The sequence below is a fragment of the Lysobacter panacisoli genome (assembly GCF_009765165.1).
GTDB classification, from domain to species: Bacteria; Pseudomonadota; Gammaproteobacteria; order Xanthomonadales; family Xanthomonadaceae; genus Lysobacter_J; species Lysobacter_J panacisoli.
Genome location: NZ_VLNU01000001.1, coordinates 333,837 through 350,880 on the forward strand (window position 1 = coordinate 333,837; position 17,044 = coordinate 350,880).

At 67.2% G+C, this 17,044-nt stretch carries 12 protein-coding genes; 6 read left to right on the forward strand and 6 right to left on the reverse strand.

From position 1 onward, the window contains the following. Nucleotides 1–60: 60 nt before the first annotated feature. Both FOF45_RS01710 and FOF45_RS01715 read right to left on the reverse strand, forming a co-directional pair. Nucleotides 61–327 carry a hypothetical protein gene (locus FOF45_RS01710; protein ID WP_158982308.1) on the reverse strand — a complete coding sequence of 89 codons (267 nt, stop codon included), beginning with the start codon at nucleotides 325–327 and terminating at the stop codon, nucleotides 61–63. Between the two features lie 173 nt (nucleotides 328–500). Then, nucleotides 501–1,142: a histidine phosphatase family protein gene (locus FOF45_RS01715; RefSeq protein ID WP_158982309.1), complete on the reverse strand. Its 642-nt coding sequence runs from the start codon at nucleotides 1,140–1,142 to the stop codon at nucleotides 501–503. A 123-nt stretch (nucleotides 1,143–1,265) separates the two neighbouring features. On the opposite strand from FOF45_RS01715, the gene FOF45_RS01720 reads away from it, so the two are divergent. Then, a complete protein-coding gene (locus FOF45_RS01720) occupies nucleotides 1,266–1,664 on the forward strand; it encodes a DUF3224 domain-containing protein (protein ID WP_158982310.1) in 399 nt (132 codons plus the stop codon). A gap of 7 nt (nucleotides 1,665–1,671) precedes the next feature. On the opposite strand, the gene FOF45_RS01725 is transcribed toward FOF45_RS01720, so the two are convergent. Continuing rightward, nucleotides 1,672–2,961, reverse strand: a complete 1,290-nt coding sequence (locus tag FOF45_RS01725; RefSeq protein ID WP_199244416.1) for a DUF1254 domain-containing protein — start codon at nucleotides 2,959–2,961, stop codon at nucleotides 1,672–1,674. Nucleotides 2,962–3,649: 688 nt separating this feature from the next. Here FOF45_RS01725 and FOF45_RS01730 point away from each other — a divergent pair. The 3 genes from FOF45_RS01730 to FOF45_RS01740 all read left to right on the forward strand — a co-directional run bounded on the left by FOF45_RS01730 (nucleotide 3,650) and on the right by FOF45_RS01740 (nucleotide 9,466). Then, entirely contained in the window at nucleotides 3,650–8,527 is a 4,878-nt protein-coding gene (locus FOF45_RS01730; protein ID WP_158982311.1) for an autotransporter domain-containing protein, read from the forward strand. Nucleotides 8,528–8,720: 193 nt separating this feature from the next. After that, on the forward strand, nucleotides 8,721–9,143 hold the full coding sequence (locus tag FOF45_RS01735; protein ID WP_158982312.1) for a hypothetical protein: 423 nt from the start codon (nucleotides 8,721–8,723) through the stop codon (nucleotides 9,141–9,143). 5 nt (nucleotides 9,144–9,148) lie between these two features. After that, a complete protein-coding gene (locus FOF45_RS01740) occupies nucleotides 9,149–9,466 on the forward strand; it encodes a hypothetical protein (protein WP_158982313.1) in 318 nt (105 codons plus the stop codon). Between the two features lie 36 nt (nucleotides 9,467–9,502). Here the strand turns inward: FOF45_RS01740 and FOF45_RS01745 are convergent, their stop codons facing one another. Further along, a complete protein-coding gene (locus FOF45_RS01745) occupies nucleotides 9,503–9,928 on the reverse strand; it encodes a cupin domain-containing protein (protein WP_158982314.1) in 426 nt (141 codons plus the stop codon). A 302-nt stretch (nucleotides 9,929–10,230) separates the two neighbouring features. On the opposite strand from FOF45_RS01745, the gene FOF45_RS01750 reads away from it, so the two are divergent. Next, nucleotides 10,231–11,130 carry an acid phosphatase gene (locus FOF45_RS01750; RefSeq protein ID WP_158982315.1) on the forward strand — a complete coding sequence of 300 codons (900 nt, stop codon included), beginning with the start codon at nucleotides 10,231–10,233 and terminating at the stop codon, nucleotides 11,128–11,130. 120 nt (nucleotides 11,131–11,250) lie between these two features. On the opposite strand, the gene FOF45_RS01755 is transcribed toward FOF45_RS01750, so the two are convergent. Continuing rightward, nucleotides 11,251–13,416 (reverse strand): S46 family peptidase, encoded by a 2,166-nt coding sequence (locus FOF45_RS01755; RefSeq protein ID WP_158982316.1) that lies wholly within the window; start codon nucleotides 13,414–13,416, stop codon nucleotides 11,251–11,253. Between the two features lie 168 nt (nucleotides 13,417–13,584). Then, complete coding sequence (locus FOF45_RS01760; RefSeq protein ID WP_233264027.1) at nucleotides 13,585–15,750, reverse strand: S46 family peptidase; 2,166 nt, start codon at nucleotides 15,748–15,750, stop codon at nucleotides 13,585–13,587. A 155-nt stretch (nucleotides 15,751–15,905) separates the two neighbouring features. On the opposite strand from FOF45_RS01760, the gene tdh reads away from it, so the two are divergent. Further along, complete coding sequence (tdh, locus tag FOF45_RS01765; RefSeq protein ID WP_199244417.1) at nucleotides 15,906–16,940, forward strand: L-threonine 3-dehydrogenase; 1,035 nt, start codon at nucleotides 15,906–15,908, stop codon at nucleotides 16,938–16,940. Nucleotides 16,941–17,044 lie beyond the last annotated feature (104 nt).

Genomic DNA, 17,044 nt, shown 5'->3' on the forward strand with positions numbered 1-17,044 from the left:
GCCAGCAAAGGCCACCGGATCTCGAGTTCAACCGGTTCGTCACCCACTACTCAAGAACGATTAACCGCGCGGCTTGCGGGCCGGCGCTGCTTCGAGCTGCTGGACGCGGCCTTCCAGCGAATCAAGCCGTGAGTTGGCTTGCTGCGCGCCCTGATTGGCGGCTTCGGCGCTCTGGGCTGCGCTCTGGACCTTCGCGTCGAGTGAGTCGAGGCGCGAGTTGATCGTCGCAAACTCTTCTTTATAAGTAGCGCAGCTGGCAAGGCCCAGGACGGCGACCGCCACGCAGAGCGTACGCGCCGTCGTCAAATTTTTCTTGGTCAGGAACATTCCAATTCTCCTTCGTCTGGGTTCTCGGACATAGAGCGGCCTCTTTTGCCTGAACATGATGACGTTGTAATACGTAGATGGATTGTGAAGATGCGACAACCGGTGAGAAACGCGGCTTGAATCGCTGGATAAGCGGCTGTTTTTGCACCGGCTGAACCTTATGCCTGCCCGCATCACAACGCCCGATGAACCGCCTCGCCGAAGAACGCGGTGTGGTGGCTGCAGTCGTTGAGGCGAACGACTTCCAGGTGATCGACGTCGGCGCCTTCGAGCAGGTTGATCGTGGTCGGCGCCTGGCGGAAGGTCCACAGCTTCGCCAGCGGGATGCCGAGGATGCGGCACAGCAGCACGCGGTTGACGGCGTCGTGCGCGACCACCAGCAGCGTGTCGTCGTCGCCGAGTCCTTCAGTCGCGCGCGCGAACGCGGGCCAGGCGCGGTCGAACACGTGCTGCAGCGATTCGCCTTCGGGCATCAGCACTTCGTGCGGCGTGTCGCGCCACGCCTTGAGGCGTTCGCCGTCGCGCTCGCGGATCTCGCTGGCGAGCAGGCCTTCCCAGGTGCCGTGTGCGATTTCCATCAATCCCGGGTCCAGCGTCAGCGGCAGGTCGCGTTCGCCGAGTGCGAATTCGGCGGTCTGGCGCGCGCGGCCCAGCGGCGAGGCGACGGCGCGGGTAATCGGCACCTCGCGCAGGCGTTCGCCCAGCGCGCGTGCCTGCGAGATGCCGACCGGCGAAAGCGGAATGTCTTCCTGTCCCTGGTAGCGGCCTTCAGCGTTCCAGGGCGTTTCGCCGTGACGGGCAAGCAGGATGCGCATGATCGTGGTGTGTGGGGATGGGCCCCGCAGCCTAGCAAATGCCGGGCCGCGGACAACCGTTGCACTGGCAACCGCCGTGGCGCTGCGGGACGATGCACGTCCACCCCACGAAGGAGCGTCGAGATGGCACAGGTGAAGGGCGAGTTCGAAGTGAAGCGCACGCCTGAAGGCAGTTGCGATCTCGGCGATGGCGTGGCCGCCGGCCATTTCCGCTTCGACAAGCGCTTCAGTGGCGCGCTGGATGCGACCGGCGTGGTCCACATGATGGCGGTCGGCACCGAGGTGGAAGGCTCGGCCGCGTACGTCGCCCTCGAACGCATCAGCGGCACGCTCGACGGCCGCACCGGCGCGTTCTTCACCCAGCACAACGGCACGATGGACCGCGGCGCGCCGACGCTGTCGCTGACCGTGGTGCCCGATTCGGGCACGGGCGAACTGACCGGGCTGCGCGGTCGCATGGCCATCGACATCGTCGATGGCAAGCACTACTACACCCTCGACTACACGCTGGGCGAAGGCTGACGCCGGCTCAGGACGACGTCACCTTGACCGCCGGCGGCGACCACGCACCGTCCAGGATCGCCTGGTCCGGCCAGTACGTGCGCACGTACAGAGAGAACTCCGCGTTCTTCGGCGACGGCAGCCAGTTGGCGCGCTGCGCCGGATCGGTCGGCGCGTCGGGCTGCACGTAGATCGTCAGCGTGCCGTCGGGATTGGGCTGGAGATCCTTGTTCTTGGTGCCGACCGAATATCGGTTGATCGCATTGGGCGAGAAGAAATGCTGCGCGTCGTACAGCGTCAGCGACCAGAAGCCCTTCACCGGCGGGCCACCCTTGTCGAAAGTGACGGTGTAGCGCTTTCCACCGTTGAGCCGCGCGCCGGTTTCGTCGAGGTCCTGGTAGAAGTACGTGGCCTCGTTGGGCTTGTTGACGAAGATGTTCGACTTCGCCACGGCGGTACGCGTGAAGTAATCCGTGCCGAACTGCGCGCCGTTGCGCACCGTCGTCCAGTTGTGCGACAGCGGCACGCCGAAATTGCGGAACTGCAACAGCGGCGCGATCAGCTCCTGCTCGGTCTTCGCCGCCTCGTCGATCGCCGCGGCCTTGAGTGCCGGATCTTTCTGCAGCGCCGCCACCAGCGCGAGTGCCTGCGCGTAGCGTGATTCCTCGCCGGGCAGCGGCTTCGCGTCCTTCAACACAACGGGAAGCTCGTCGAAGAACTTCGCCGGATCGACCTTCGGCGCTTCACCTGCGCCGGTGGGTCTGGGCGGTTCGGGGAACGTCGGCGAAGCGCTCCAGTCGCGCTGCTTTGTCTTTCCGTCGAACTCCGACAGCGGATACATGTCGATCTGCGCGACCAGTGGCTGCACTGCCGCGCGATCCTCGGGCGTGTCGAGCAGCGCGACACGCGGAATCACGTAACCGGTGTTCGCGCTCGCGCGGAACACCTGCGTGATGCCCTGCGGGACCTCGCCTTTCCAGTCGGGACCGGCGAACAGATAGAAGCCCGGCTTCGTGCCGTACATCTTGCCGAGGTTGACGAAGCTGTCGGTGCGCGAATCGACCACCTGGTACACCCAGAAACGATCGCCGAAGTCCGGCACCTGGATCACCACCGGCGAGACATCGAGCGCGAGCGGCCCGCCGCCGTAAACGACGTCCTGGTTCGGACACGCGACTTCACGCTCGGACGGCGCCACGTAATCGGTGAGCATGCTCAAGCGGTTTGGTGGCGCGGCGGGGAGCACGCCGCCGAGCAGACCCGGCCCGGGCAGATCCTTGAAGCCAAGCCGGCGGTTGTAGACGTTGACATAGGCCATGCCCAGAAATACACGTCGCGCGCGACCATGCGCACGTACGGCTCGGTGAGGCGCGTGCCTTCGACCGGACCTGGGACCGTTGCAGCGACCGGCGCGGCGGTGACCGGCAACGACTCGCTCGCGACGGGCGCGCTTGGCGTCTCCGCACGCGGTGCTTCCTGTGGCGCGCGACTGCAGGCCGCAGCCAGCAAGGTCAATGTCAGGCAGGACAGAACCTGGAATCGCGACATGACACCGACCTCCTTGGCTGAAGACGCAAGGATCGAGTGGATACGTGAACGCGTGGTGAAACGTAGGCCACCAGAATGACCACGCGCGACTCAGGGTGATCCGCGCCGGACTTCCGGCGTCGCCGGCTCCGGTTTCGCCACTTCTTCAAGGCGGCGCGACCGGATCTCCGGGCCCGTGCTGCCCTCCGCGCCCCGCGACCCTACGTAGCGCGCCTCGCGAACCCGAATTTGCCGATTGCGGTCGTTCGTGACGGGAAAGTGTGAACTGCATCAAGAAAGTCGATCTCCCGACGATAACGTCGACGAGTGAGGTGTTCTCACCCCGCGAAACGCCCGGTTTCGCAGTGGCACACGCATTGCACGACAGCCGCCGCAACGCATCGCCGTTGTCGATCCGGCTGTGCACGCGTGCGCCCGCTCGTCTTGTCTTTATCGCAGCGGTGGGGAGCCGCATCCGAATGAATCATGTTTTTAGCGTCGTCTGGAACCGTGCCCTGAACCAGTGGGTGGTGGCCTCCGAACTGTGCCGCGCCCGCACCAAGAGCGCGCGTTCCGTCATCGCCGCTCCGTCCGCCGCGTTCTCGCGCCTTGGCGCTGGCGTCATGCTGGCCGTGCTCGGGCTGACGACGGCGCAGGCGCACACCATCTCCATCGGCTACGAAAACTCTGGCGACCGCGCCCTCACCTTCTGGTACGGCACCTACCACGCGCACAGCGAAACCACGTACACCGAAGGTTCGCTGCGCCTGCAGGGTCCGAACGGCCTCGACACCACGCTGCCGTTCGCGCTGCTGACCGACAACAAGCCGACCGGCCTGGTCGACGGCGACACCAACTTCTACAACAACGGCCACGGCGCGCTGGGCGGGATCAACCTCGACCCGCGCGGCGAGCCCGCCAACTGGCAGGGCCTGCAGTTCACCAACCTGTTCGCCGGCACCTACACCTTCACCTACGTGCCGATCGCCAACCCGACCCAGGTGTGGGCGCCGGAAAGCCCGGTGATCCTGAGCAGTTCGGTCACCATCATCACCGCCGACCTGAGCACCGCGCCGCGCATCGAAGCCGGCCAGGTCGTCAACGAAACGCAGGTCGGCGACCCGCTGCTGTTCGACGGCGGCACGCTGCGCATCGATCAGGACACCGTGCTCCCGCAGGTGGTCAGCCTGACCAACAAGGGCGGCACGCTCGACACCAACGGCCATGAGCTCACGCTCAACGGCGACATCGACGGCCGCGGCGACATGATCAAGGACGGCGACGGCACGCTGTTCATCCGTGGCGACAACACCAACACCGGCAACCTCGTCATCAACGAAGGCATCGTCAACGTCGTTGCCGACAGCAATCTCGGTGCGCCGGACTCGGACGTGATCTTCAACGGCGGCACGCTGCAGTGGGGCGCACAGTTCGACCTTGGCAACGCGCGCGACATCGTGCTCGACGCTGGCGGCGGCACGCTCGACACGCAGGCGAACGACACCCGCATCGACCAGGCGATCACCGGCACCGGCGACCTGACCAAGACCGGCACCGGCACGCTGGAATTCGGCGGCGCCAACACCTACACCGGCGACACCACGATCGACGAAGGCACGCTCGCCCTGACCGGCAACGGTTCGCTGGCGAATTCCAGCCAGGTCGTCGTTGGCAGCGGCGCGACGCTGGACGTGTCCGGCGGAAACACCGACGCAGCGATCGCCTCGCTCGGCGGCAACGGCGGCATCGTGCTGGGCAACCACGATCTGGTGATCGGCAACGGCCACGGCGACTTCGGCGGCACCATCGACGGCAACGGCGGTGTGCAGATCGTCGGCGGCACGCAGGCGCTGACCGGCAACAACACGTTCGACGGCGACCTCGTCGTCGGCGACAACGCCACGCTCGTCACCGGCGACGACGCCAGCCTCGGCCAGGGCACACTGGTGCTGGGCGACAACGCGACGCTCGTCGCGAACGGTTCGCTCAACACCGACAACGCGATCCGCACCGACGGCGCGGCGATCATCGACAGCGCCGGCCACGACGTGCAGCTCGGCGGCGACATCGGCGGCAACGGCGGTCTGACCAAGACCGGCGAAGGCACGCTGGTGCTGTCCGGCCAGAATGGCTTCGACGGCGACCTCGTGATCGACAACGGCACCGTGCAGGTGTCGTCCGACGCGCAGGTCGGCAACGGTTCGGTGGTGATCGACAACGACGGCCGCCTGCAGGCAGGCGCGGACCTGTCGATCGACAACGGCGTGGTGCTGCTCAGCTCCGACGCCACCGTCGACACCGACGCACACGAGGTCACGCTCGACGGCGGCGTCACCGGCGCGGGCACGCTCAACAAGAGCGGCACCGGCACGCTGGTGCTCGACGGCACCAACACCTTCGGCGGCGGCCTCGACATCGACGCCGGCACCGTGCGCGCGAACACGGGCGATGCCCTGGGCACGGGCACGATCCACATCGGCGACGGCAGCCTGCAGGCCGGCGGCGACCTCGTCATCGGCAACGATCTCGTGCTGGCCCACGCCGGTTCGACCATCGACACCGGCACGCACGACGTCGCGTTCGACGGCACGATCGGCGGCAACGGCGGCCTGACCAAGACCGGCAGCGGTACGCTCGAACTGAACGGCACCGGTTCGTACGCGGGCGACACCACCATCGACGACGGCACGCTCGCGCTGTCGGGCGATGCCGTGCTCGGCAACGGTGCGGTAATCAACCACGGTACGCTCGACATCTCCGCCGCCAACAACGGCGCGAACATCGTCTCGCTCACCGGCGACGGCGAGGTCGCGCTCGGCGGCAACGACCTGACCCTGTCCAACGCCAGCGGCAGTTTCGACGGCCACATCGACGGCACCGGCTCGGTGATCGTCACCGGCGGCACGCAGGCCCTGACCGGCGACAACGGCTTCAGCGGCGGCCTCGTCGTCGCTGGCGGCACCGTGCAGGTGTCCAGCGACGCCAGCCTCGGCACCGGCACGGTCAGCATCGGCAACGGCGTGCTGCAGACCATCGGCGGGTTCACCAGCGACAACGATTTCGCGCTGACCTCGACCGTCGCCACGATCGACACCGACGGCCACGACGTCACCTTCAACGGCAACCTCTCCGGCAACGGAAGCCTCAACAAGGTCGGCGACGGCACGCTCACCCTGCGCGGCGAGAACAGCCAGGACGGCCTCAACGTCCGCGGCGGCACGGTGGAGTTCGCCTCCGACGCCTCGCTCGGCCGCGACGGCAGCGTGGTCACCATCGCCGACAACACCACGCTGCGTTCGCTCGACTCGATGACGATCACCCACGAGATCTTCGTCGACAACACGCGCTCGGCGGTGTTCGACACCAACGGCCACGACATCGTCGTCGCCGGCGACATCGGCGGCTCGGGCATCGTGCAGAAGCTCGGCGGCGGCGTGCTGACCCTCTCGGGCAAGAACAGCCAGGTGCTGATGCAGGTGCAGGGCGGCTCGATCGCGGTGACCTCGCAGGAAGCCGCAGGCGCGATCGGTGGCGACATCTACATCGGACAGGACGGCAACTTCACCGCGCTGTCGGCCATGAACGTCACCCAGAACGTCCACGTCACGGGCGACAACGCGCGCTTCGAAACGCGCGGCGCCAACGTCATGCTGACCGGCACGCTCGACGGCAGCCACTGCCTGATCAAGGCCGGCAACGGCCGCCTCGACATGCGCAGCAACGGTTCCAACGCCATCGGTGCGTGCATCGAAGAAGGCGAGCTCGCCTTCAACAGCACCTTCGGCGGCAACGTGTGGGTGTATGCGGACGGCACCGCGAGCGGCTCGGGCCGCATCGACGGCGCGATGGACGTGCGCGGCGTGCTCGCCCCGGGCAATTCGCCGGGTGTGCTTGTGGTGAACGGCGATGTCGTGCAGCACGCGGGCAGCGTGTTCGTGGCCGACATCGACGGTCGCACCGCCGGCAACGGCGCGGGCCACCACGACCAGCTGCGCCTGGTCGGCGCGGACAGCGTGTACACGGCGGGCGGCGAACTGCAGCCGCTGCTGCGCGGCATCGCCGGTGCGGCGACCAACACCTTCGTTCCGGACGTGGGCGACAGCTTCGTGCTCGTCCAGGCCGAAGGCGGCGTGACCGGTTCGTATGCGAGCCTCACGCAGCCGCAGGTCGGCCTCGCCGCGAACACGCGTTTCGACGTGCGCTACGACGCGAATGCGGTCGTGCTGACCGTGACGCCGAACCTCTATGCCAACGCCATGACGACGCGCAACAGCGCCGCCGTCGGCGCCTCGATCGACGCGCTGCGCGCTGCGTCCGGTGTGCGTCGCAACGACGACGCCGGCCGCCTGCAGTCGAGCCTGATGGGCATGACGGTCGCGCAGATGGCGTCGGCGTTCGAGCAGATCGACGGTGAGTTCCACGCCACCACGCGTGGTGTGCTGGCCGACGATGCGCGTCGCGTTCGCGATGCCGCGCTGGATCGCATGCGCGGCGGTCGTTCGCCGGTCGCCGACGGCGAAGACGCCGGCGACGCGGTGTGGGGCCAGGTGCTCGCCTCGGGCGGTTCGCTCGACAGCGACGGCAACGCCGGCGCCGCTGACTACAACGGCAGTGGCCTGCTGCTCGGCGCCGAACATCGCTTCGGCAACGGCTGGCAGCTCGGCGTGATGGGCGGCAGCGAACGCACCGACATGGAAGTCGCCTCGCGTGCGTCCAGCGGCGATGCCGACACGCTGCATCTGGGCCTGTACGCCGACCGCAGCTGGGGCGCGTTCGACCTGCGCGCCGGCGTGGGCGTGGCCGAGCATTCCATCGACAGCGCACGCGTGGTCGCCCTGCCGGGCCTGAGCCAGCGCCTCATCGCCGATTACGACGCGCAGACGCGCCAGGTCTACGTCGAAGGCGGCTACACCATCGAAGGTCTGAAGGGCTCGCTCCAGCCGTACGTGCAATACGCCCGCGTCGAAACCGAGAACGATGCGTTCTCCGAAACCGGCGGCAGCCTCGCGCTGGACGTAGCGAGCGACACCACCGCCCTCGACGTGTCGACCGTCGGCGTGCGCGGCGAGCTTTCGCTGACCAGCGAAGGCACCGCCAATGGCTGGTTCAACCTGCGCGGCGGCCTGGGCTGGCGCCACGTCTCGGGCGACCTGGCCTCCACCACGCGCATGGGCTGGAACGGCGGCGCCGACTTCAGCGTCGACGGCACCCCGCTGGCGAAGGATGCAGCCGTGGTCGAGCTCGGCGTCGCCGCATGGCTGAGCAAGCGCACGCTGCTGGAACTGGGCTATGAAGGCCAGTACGCCGACGAAGGCCGCGACCACCAGGCCACCGCACGCCTGTCGATCCGCTTCTGACCACGGCGGCGCGAAAGCAACGGGAACGAGGGCGGCGCAAGCCGCCCTCTTCTTTTGTGGCGACTCTCCGAACCGCCCGCTTGTGACCGCCCCGGCCCGCGGCTAAGCTCGCGCCGATCGGGGAACCCTTACGGCCTGCACGCGCATCGAGCACGCGGCCGGGATCGAACAACGGACTGACACAGGGGACGTCATGAGCACCGTACTTTGGGCGAATGTCTTGCGGGACGGCGTCGTCCGTTCCGAAGAGCAGGATCGCGGCGCGCTGTACAAGCACGCGGACAAGCTGGACGCCATCGCGAAGAAGCTCGGCCTGCCGTCGTTCCTGTCGATCTGCGACAGCACCGACGCGCGCTACAACGTCGACGAAGACCTCGAGTTGCCCGAAGGCATGGAATCCACCAACGAGGTCATGGCGGTGTCCGGCGCGTGGCTCGCGCGCACCGACGCGCTGTCGTTGCTCGAAGGCCTGCTCACACACATCCGCGCGGAGAAGACGCGCTTCGGCCTGCTCTCCAACCAGCACGATGCAGTCGTCGAGGAACTGGACGGCGTTCTCGGATTCCTGCGCGGCGAAAGCGGCGCGGAGAAGTTCAACTTCGCCATCGTGATGTGACCCGCATGCGCGTGCACGTTTCCGTCGCCGACGGCGATGCCGGAGAATGGCTCAACGTGGTCGCCGTCGCGGGCGTCGAACAGGCATCGTTCGGCATCGCACTGATCCGCTACGACGCGGAATTCGCACTGCACAACGGCGAAGCGATGCGAGTCGCGGGCACTTTCGATCCACTGCATCACGGCGTGAACATCGATCTGTTCTCTGGCGAACGCCATGTCGCGAATCTGGGCGGATTCAAGTCGCCCACCGACGGATACGATCCCTCGCTCATCGTCCTCACGCCGGGCGGGAACTACCTGCAGGTGATGGTGGGCGCGTAGGACGCGCCGCCCTGGGCGACGCGTCCGCGGACTCGATCACGGCCCCGGGATCACCGCGGGCTTGCCGATGTCCTTGAGCATGAACACCACGAACTTCGCCGGGTGGGTCTTGCTGGCGTTGCGGCTGACGGCGTGCACGTCACCGGGCTTCTCGCTCCAGCTCTGGCCTGCGTTGAGCGTGACTTCCTGACCGCCCTGCACCGCCATCGTGACCGAACCTTCGATGACATAGACGAAGGCGTACGCGTCGTGGTGATGCAGCGGCGATTCGCCGCCCGGCGGATACGTGACGGTGAGGATGTGCCCTTCCTTGCCCGGATACTCGGGCAACGGTTCGGTCAGGATCGGCTTGACGGTGGCCGTCGGCGCGGCGGCCTTCTGCGGGTGGTGCTGCTGGGCGTGGCCAGCGGTGGCGACCGCCAGCATCGCGACGGCCAGGCTCAGACGGTGGTGGATGCGCATGTTGAACTCCGATGTCTGCCGCTGGGCGGCGTGGGGGATGAAGGTGGGACCTTTGGCAGCTTCAGCCTAGGAACGGCGGCCCGGCGCGGCTAGCCATCCACATGGACGCTTGGTGTTGAGCGGTGCGCAACAAAGCGCGCGAGCGCGCGTTATGGGGCGGTGAAGGCGATCACGCGGTCGCTCGCGCATGATTCCGCGACACACGGAGGTGTCCGCCATTCCGATGGGCGGTCGCGTCCGATTCCGGGCCCGAACGGACAAGCGACGGCCTGCACGCTGGATGTACTCCCGGAGGAATCACCATGCATGCTTCCCGGCGTTCGAACGTTCACTCGCAACCTTCGGCGAAGTGGTGGCGATGGGTGGCGCTCGCACTCGTACTCAGCGGATGCGCGACGTCGACGCCGACTGCGCGGGCACCGGACGCGGACGCGCCGCAAGCACCGACCGTGCCCGCGACGGTTCCGGAAATCCGTCCGGGCCTGCTCGCCGGGTATCTGGGGCGCGACCTGCCCGACAGCCTGAAGCTGCTGCCCGCGCCGCCCGCAACGGGCACGCCCGCGTTCCGCAACGACCAGGCGGTCAGCCGGGCGTCGCAGAAGCTGCGCGGTACGCCGCGGTACGAACTGGCGAAAGCCGACGCCGACCTCGCCTTCCCGCACACGGCATCGGTGTTCGAGTGCACGCTGGGCGTGCCGGTCACGCAACAGCAGTCTCCGTTCCTCTACCAGCTGTTGCGCAGGACGATGACCGATGCGGCGCTTGCGACGTATGGCGCGAAGGATCACTACAAGCGCATCCGTCCGTTCGTCCATTACAAGGAAGGCACCTGCCGACCCGAGGACGAAGCTTCATTGCGCAAGGACGGCTCCTATCCTTCCGGCCACACGTCCATCGGCTGGACGTGGGCTCTGATCCTCACCGAACTCGCCCCCGATCGCGCCGACGCTGTGCTCGCACGTGGCCGCGCGTTCGGCGAAAGCCGGCTGGTGTGCAACGCGCACTGGCAGAGCGACATCCTCGAAGGTCGCGCGACGGCGGCCGGTGCGGTCGCGAAGCTGCACGCCAATGCGGACTTCCGCGCGGACATGGCGATGGCGGTGAAGGAGATCGCGACGCTGCGCGCCAATGGCGCGACACCGGGCGTCGATTGCGCGGCCGAGGCAACGGCGCTGGCGGTGCCGATCCCGGGCGTGCTGTGACGGCGACGGAACGCTCCAGAGTCTGCTCCAAAGAAAACGCGCCGCCTTCCTTCGTGGATGGCGGCGCGTCGGGTTTGCGATCATGGTGTCGTGATCGCTTTCGCAGCGGATTCGAACCGGTCAGTTCTTCTCCGGCACACCCAGTTCCAGCAGCAGCTGCGGCGCCGGATAGACCTCCTGCATGATCCAGCGCATGTAGCGCTGATCGACGGAGATCATGCGGGTCATCGCCGGATCGAACACCCAGTTGCTGCTCACCGATTCCCAGTTGCCGTCGAACGCCAGGCCGACCAGCTTGCCTTGCGCGTCGAGCACGGGCGAACCGGAGTTGCCGCCGGTGATGTCGAGGTCCGACAGGAAATTCACCGGCACCGTCTTCAGCTTCTTGTCGGCGAGGCCGCCGTAGTTCTTCGCGGCGATCGCGTCGAGCAGCACCTGCGGCGCCGCGAACGGCTCCTGCCCCGTGGCCTTGGTCGCGACTTCCTCCAGGCGCGTGAACGGCACCTGCTTGCTGCCGTCGGTCTTGGTGTAACCGATCACCTTGCCGAAGGTGATGCGCAGCGACGAGTTGGCGTCCGGGTAGACGAACTGGCCCTTGCTCTTCTTGTAGTCGGCCACGGCCTGCAGGTAGACCGGGCGCGCGACCAGCGCATCGCCCGCGCGCGCCTTGCCTTCCTGTTCCAGCTGCAGCACGGTCGGCATCATCGCCACCGCGAACTGCACCGCCGGATCCTTGCTCTTCTCGAACGTGGCACGGTCGGTCTTCATCAGCGACACGCGTTGTTCGGTGCTGCCGAGCTTGGTCTTCGCCAGCTTGTCGAGCGCGGCGTCGATCGCCTTCGCGTCGGTGCCGCCGAGCCACTTGTCGAGCGCGGGCAGGCGCTGCGCGTCGGGCAGCTTCACGTATTCGCGCAGCCAGTACGCCTGCAGGCCGCGGTCCATCTGCGGCACGTAGCGACGATCCATCTGGCGCATCGCACCTTCGATGGTCGGCAGGTCGCGTTCCTGGTAGCCCTGTTCGCGTTCAGCGTCGGGCTTGGCGCGTTCGATCGACAGGCGGTACAGCTGCGTCGCCGCGCCGAGCACGCCAGTGCTGCGCAGTTGGCCGAACACGAGGTCGCGTTCGCGATGGATGCGTGCGGCTTCGTCCAGTGCGACCAGCTTGGCGTGCGCGCCGAGCGCTTCGTCGCCCTTGCCGCCTTGCTTGCGCAGCCAGTCGAGCACGGCAGCCTCTTCCGTCTGCTTCTTGCCGGCGGCGTCGATGCGACGGAAGCCTTCGAGCTGGCCGTCGTAGTTCTTCATCGTGTTCTGCCAGCCGCGCACGGTGCTGGCGTACTTCACCGCGATGTCGGGGTTCTTCGCGCCTTCGGACTGCACCAGCGCGACCAGCTTCTTGTAATGGCCGCCGACGGTGGGATAGGTCCACGTCGCGGTCTCGTCGAATTCCTCGGCCAGCGCATACCGCGCGGTGCGACCGGGATAGCCGGCGACCATGACGAAATCGCCCGCATCCAGCGGCTTGTCGGCGACCTTCAGCCAATGCTTCGGCTGGTACGGCACGTTGTCGGGCGAGTACGCGGCGGGCTTGCCGTCCTTGCCGACATAGGCGCGGTAGAACGAGAAGTCGCCGGTGTGGCGCGGCCACATCCAGTTGTCGACTTCGCCACCGTAATTGCCGACGCTGCCTGGCGGCGCATAAGCCAGGCGCACGTCCTTGATTTCGAGGTTGCGGAACAGGCGATACGTGTTGCCGCCGGAGAAGCTGTAGAGACGGCAGCGGAAACCGGCTTCGCGTTCGCACGAGGCGACCAGTTGCTTCTCGATCTTCTCCAGCGCCTTCGTGCGGCCGAGCGCATCGGGTGCGCCGTCGATCGCGGCCTTCACCTGCGTCGTCACGTCCTGGATGGTGTCGAGCGCGTAGATACGCGCGTTCGGGCCGGCGGACACTTCCTGCGCCTGCGTGGCGGCGTTGAAGCCGTCCTTCATCAGGTTGTGCTCAGGCGTGGAATTGAGCTGGATCGCGCCGTACGCGCAATGGTGGTTGGTGACCACCAGTCCCTGCGGTGAGACGAAGCTCGCGGTGCATCCGCCCAGCGACACGACCGCCGCCATCGGATCGCCGGTGAGGTTGGCGAGCTGGTTCGGGCTGAGCTTGAGACCCGCCTTCTTCAGCGGCCCGGCGATTTCCGGCAACTGCTGCGGGACCCACATGCCCTCGCCCGCCCGGGCCATGCCCGCCATTGCCATCGCACCCAACACTGCTACCGCCAACACCGTATGACGCATGCGCAACCCCTCCCGAGAGTCCAGCGGGCGAGTCTAGCCTGTGCCGCAAGGGCGCGGCCATGATGCAGTGCACCGTAAGCGGGCGAGCGTGCGCATCGCCCGTTCATGCATCGCGTCGAGCCGATCCCGCACGCCATCGTGCGGGAATCGGCAAATGCGGCGTGCGTCTCACTCCGCCGGAAGGTTCATTTCCTTCAACAGGTGCGGCGCCGGATAGACCTTGGCGAGCAGCCAGCGCAGGTAGCGCATGTCGACGTGGATGGCGCGCTTGTAGCGCGGATCGAACATCCAGCTCGCGCTGACGGCTTCCCAGTTGCTGTCGAAGTTCAGGCCGATGAGCTTGCCCTGCGCATCGAGCACGGGCGAACCGGAGTTGCCGCCGGTGGTGTCGAGGTTGGTGAGGAAATCCACCGTCTGCGTCTTCAACGAAGGCTCGGCCGTGCTGCCGAAATCGCCCTTGGCGATGGCGTCGAGCAGCGGCTTGGGTGCGTTGAACGGCTCCTGGCCGGTGTGCTTCTCGACGATGCCCTGCACCGTGGTCAGCGGCGTGTAGTGCACGCCATCGCGCGGATCCATCGCGCTGATGCGGCCGTAGCTCACGCGCAACGTGGAGTTGGCGTCCGGGTACACCGCACGGCCCTGCGAGTGACGGTAGGCGATCAGCGCGCGCATGTATGCCGGACGCAGGCGCAGCAGCTCGCCAGCGCTGGCCTTGGATTCCTCGTCCAGACGCAGCACCGCGGGCAGCAGCGTCGCAGCGGCCTTGAGCATCGTGTCGCTGGACGATGCCAGCGCGGCGCCGTCGGCCTGCATCGCCGACAAGCGCTGCGCTTCGTCGCCCAGCTTCGTGCCGGCGTACATCGCGTCGAGCTTCTGCTTCAGCTGCGCCGGCGTGGTGCCGAACACCGCGTCGAATTCCGCGACGTGCTGCGCCGCCGGCAGCGCCTGGTACTGCGTGACGAGCTCCGTCAGCAGCGCCTTCTCGACGTCCGGCGCGAAACGGCGCTGGACCTGCTTGAGCTGGCCGGTGATCAGTACTTCGTCGCGCTGCTGGTAGCCGGATTCACGCTGCGCATCGGGCTTGCCGCGTTCGCGCGCGAGGCGTTGTACGGTGAGCGCGGCACGCAGCAGCTGCGTCTGCGACTGGATCAGGCCGAGCAGCTGGTCGCGCTCGCGCATCGCGACGCCGGCATCGAGCACCGTCTGTGCGGCGGCGATGTCGGTCTTCGTCGTCGCGGCGTCGGGCTGCTTTTCGAGCCACGCGAACATCGCCGTCTCGTCGTCGCGACGCACGCGCACCGCATCGCTGCGACGCAGGCCGTCGAGTTCGCCCTGCGCGCGCTTGAGCGTGTTCTTCAGGCCGCGCACCTGGTTGGCGTAGCTCACGCGCGCGGCTTCGTCCTTCGCCGCGGTGCCTTCGATCACGTCGATCATGCGCTGGAACACCGCCACGCGCGACGGCAGCTGCCAGTCGATCTGGTTGGCGAATTCCGAGGCCATGCGATGGCGGAACGTCACGCCGGGATAGCCGGCGAGCATCGCGTAGTCGCCTTCCTTCACGTTGCGCGTGGACACCTGCAGGTGCGCCGGCGGCACGTAGGGCACGTTGTCGGGCGAATAGTCGGCGGGCTTGCCGTCCTTGCCGACGTAGGCGCGCAGCAGGGTGAAATCGCCCGCGTGGCGCGGCCACACGAAGTTGTCGACTTCGCCGCCGTAGTTGCCGATGTCGTTCGGCGGCGCGTAGACCAGACGCACGTCGCGCAGTTCGAGCTGGCGCACGAGGTAGAAATCGGTGCCGTAGTACATGTTGGCGACGCTGCAGCGATAGCCCGCATCGCGCTCGCATTCGGCGACCGCGGCCTTGGTCGCGACATCGACCGCGTCGTAGTACTCGCGGCCCTGCTTGCCGGCGGTGCCGGCGAGGATGCGGTCGGTGATGCGGTCGAACCCGGTGGTCACCAGCACGCGGTAGTCGGGATTGGCCGGCAGCTCGCCGGCGCGGTCGGCGGCGATGTAGCCGTCCTGGATCAGGTCGCGCCCCGGCTTGGAGTTGTACTGGATCACGCCGAACGCGACATGGTGATTGGTCAGCACCAGGCCGTCCTTCGACACGAACGCGCCGCTGGCGCCGCCGACCTTCACCACCGCATTCATCGGCGGCTTCGCCAGCTCGGCCAGGTCGCGCGCCTGGCCCTTGAAGCCCGCGGCCTTCAGCTGCCTGGCGATGTCCGGCAGCTGGGAGGGCATCCACATGCCCTCGTCGGCATGGGCGACGCCGGCCAGGGCCAGCGAGAGGGGCAGGACGAACAGACGGCGGCGCATGGTGGCTCGCATGGGTTTCCAGTGGTTCCGGCACGGCGGGAGCCGGCGACGATAGGCGAAGCCGCCTGCCCTCGGCAAACCCGATGCCCGGCCGGACCGGGGCCGCGACGTATAATTCCGCTCCCGCTCTCCTCACTCAGAGGCCGCCGCGCGCGGCCCAATCCCACATGACGCAAACGATGAAAGCACTGGTCAAGCGCGAAGCCGGCAAGGGCATCTGGATGGAAGAAGTCCCGGTCCCCGCGCCCGGTCCGAACGAGGTGCTGATCAAGCTGGAGAAGACCGCGATCTGCGGCACCGACCTGCACATCTACCTGTGGGACGAATGGAGCCAGCGCACGATCAAGCCCGGCCTGGTGATCGGGCATGAGTTCGTCGGCCGCGTGGTCGAACTCGGCGCCGGCGTGACCGGCTACAAGATCGGCCAGCGCGTCTCCGCCGAAGGCCACATCGTCTGCGGCCACTGCCGGAACTGCCGCGCCGGTCGCCAGCACTTGTGCCCGAACACCGTCGGCATCGGCGTGAACCGCGCCGGCGCGTTCGCCGAGTACATCGTGATGCCGGCCAGCAACCTGTGGCCGATCCCGGACCAGATCCCGTCCGAGCTCGCCGCGTTCTTCGATCCCTACGGCAACGCCGCGCACTGCGCGCTGGAGTTCGACGTGGTCGGCGAGGACGTGCTGATCACCGGCGCCGGCCCGATCGGCATCATCGCCGCGGGCATCTGCAAGCACATCGGTGCACGCAACGTGGTGGTCACCGACGTCAACGACTTCCGCCTCAAGCTCGCCGCCGACATGGGCGCCACGCGCGTGGTCAACGTCGCCAACACCTCGCTCAAGGACGTGATGGCCGACCTGCACATGGAAGGCTTCGACGTCGGCCTGGAAATGAGCGGCAACCCGCGCGCGTTCAACGACATGCTCGACTGCATGTACCACGGCGGCAAGATCGCGATGCTCGGCATCATGCCCAAGGGCGCCGGCGCCGACTGGGACAAGATCATCTTCAAGGGCCTCACCATCCACGGCATGTACGGCCGCAAGATGTACGAGACCTGGTACAAGATGACGCAGCTCGTGCTCAGCGGTTTCCCGCTCGGCAAGGTGCTCACCCACCAGTTGCCGATCGATTCGTTCCAGGAAGGCTTCGAGCTGATGGAATCGGGCAAGGCCGGCAAGGTCGTGCTGAGCTGGAACTGAGGTTCGATTCGTAAGCTGTCATCCCCGCGAAGGCGGGGATCCAGCGTGCAGCATCGATTCCGGCCTCCGGAGGGCGTGATGCTCCGGACGGCTGGATTCCCGCC

Bases quoted from the DNA above. Each gene is read 5' to 3' on its own strand.
- FOF45_RS01710 (WP_158982308.1), bottom strand. From the start codon at position 327: ATGTTCCTGACCAAGAAAAATTTGACGACGGCGCGTACGCTCTGCGTG.
- FOF45_RS01715 (WP_158982309.1), bottom strand. From the start codon at position 1,142: ATGCGCATCCTGCTTGCCCGTCACGGCGAAACGCCCTGGAACGCTGAA.
- FOF45_RS01720 (WP_158982310.1), top strand. From the start codon at position 1,266: ATGGCACAGGTGAAGGGCGAGTTCGAAGTGAAGCGCACGCCTGAAGGC.
- FOF45_RS01725 (WP_199244416.1), bottom strand. From the start codon at position 2,961: ATGGCCTATGTCAACGTCTACAACCGCCGGCTTGGCTTCAAGGATCTG.
- FOF45_RS01730 (WP_158982311.1), top strand. From the start codon at position 3,650: ATGAATCATGTTTTTAGCGTCGTCTGGAACCGTGCCCTGAACCAGTGG.
- FOF45_RS01735 (WP_158982312.1), top strand. From the start codon at position 8,721: ATGAGCACCGTACTTTGGGCGAATGTCTTGCGGGACGGCGTCGTCCGT.
- FOF45_RS01740 (WP_158982313.1), top strand. From the start codon at position 9,149: ATGCGCGTGCACGTTTCCGTCGCCGACGGCGATGCCGGAGAATGGCTC.
- FOF45_RS01745 (WP_158982314.1), bottom strand. From the start codon at position 9,928: ATGCGCATCCACCACCGTCTGAGCCTGGCCGTCGCGATGCTGGCGGTC.
- FOF45_RS01750 (WP_158982315.1), top strand. From the start codon at position 10,231: ATGCATGCTTCCCGGCGTTCGAACGTTCACTCGCAACCTTCGGCGAAG.
- FOF45_RS01755 (WP_158982316.1), bottom strand. From the start codon at position 13,416: ATGCGTCATACGGTGTTGGCGGTAGCAGTGTTGGGTGCGATGGCAATG.
- FOF45_RS01760 (WP_233264027.1), bottom strand. From the start codon at position 15,750: ATGCGAGCCACCATGCGCCGCCGTCTGTTCGTCCTGCCCCTCTCGCTG.
- tdh (WP_199244417.1), top strand. From the start codon at position 15,906: ATGACGCAAACGATGAAAGCACTGGTCAAGCGCGAAGCCGGCAAGGGC.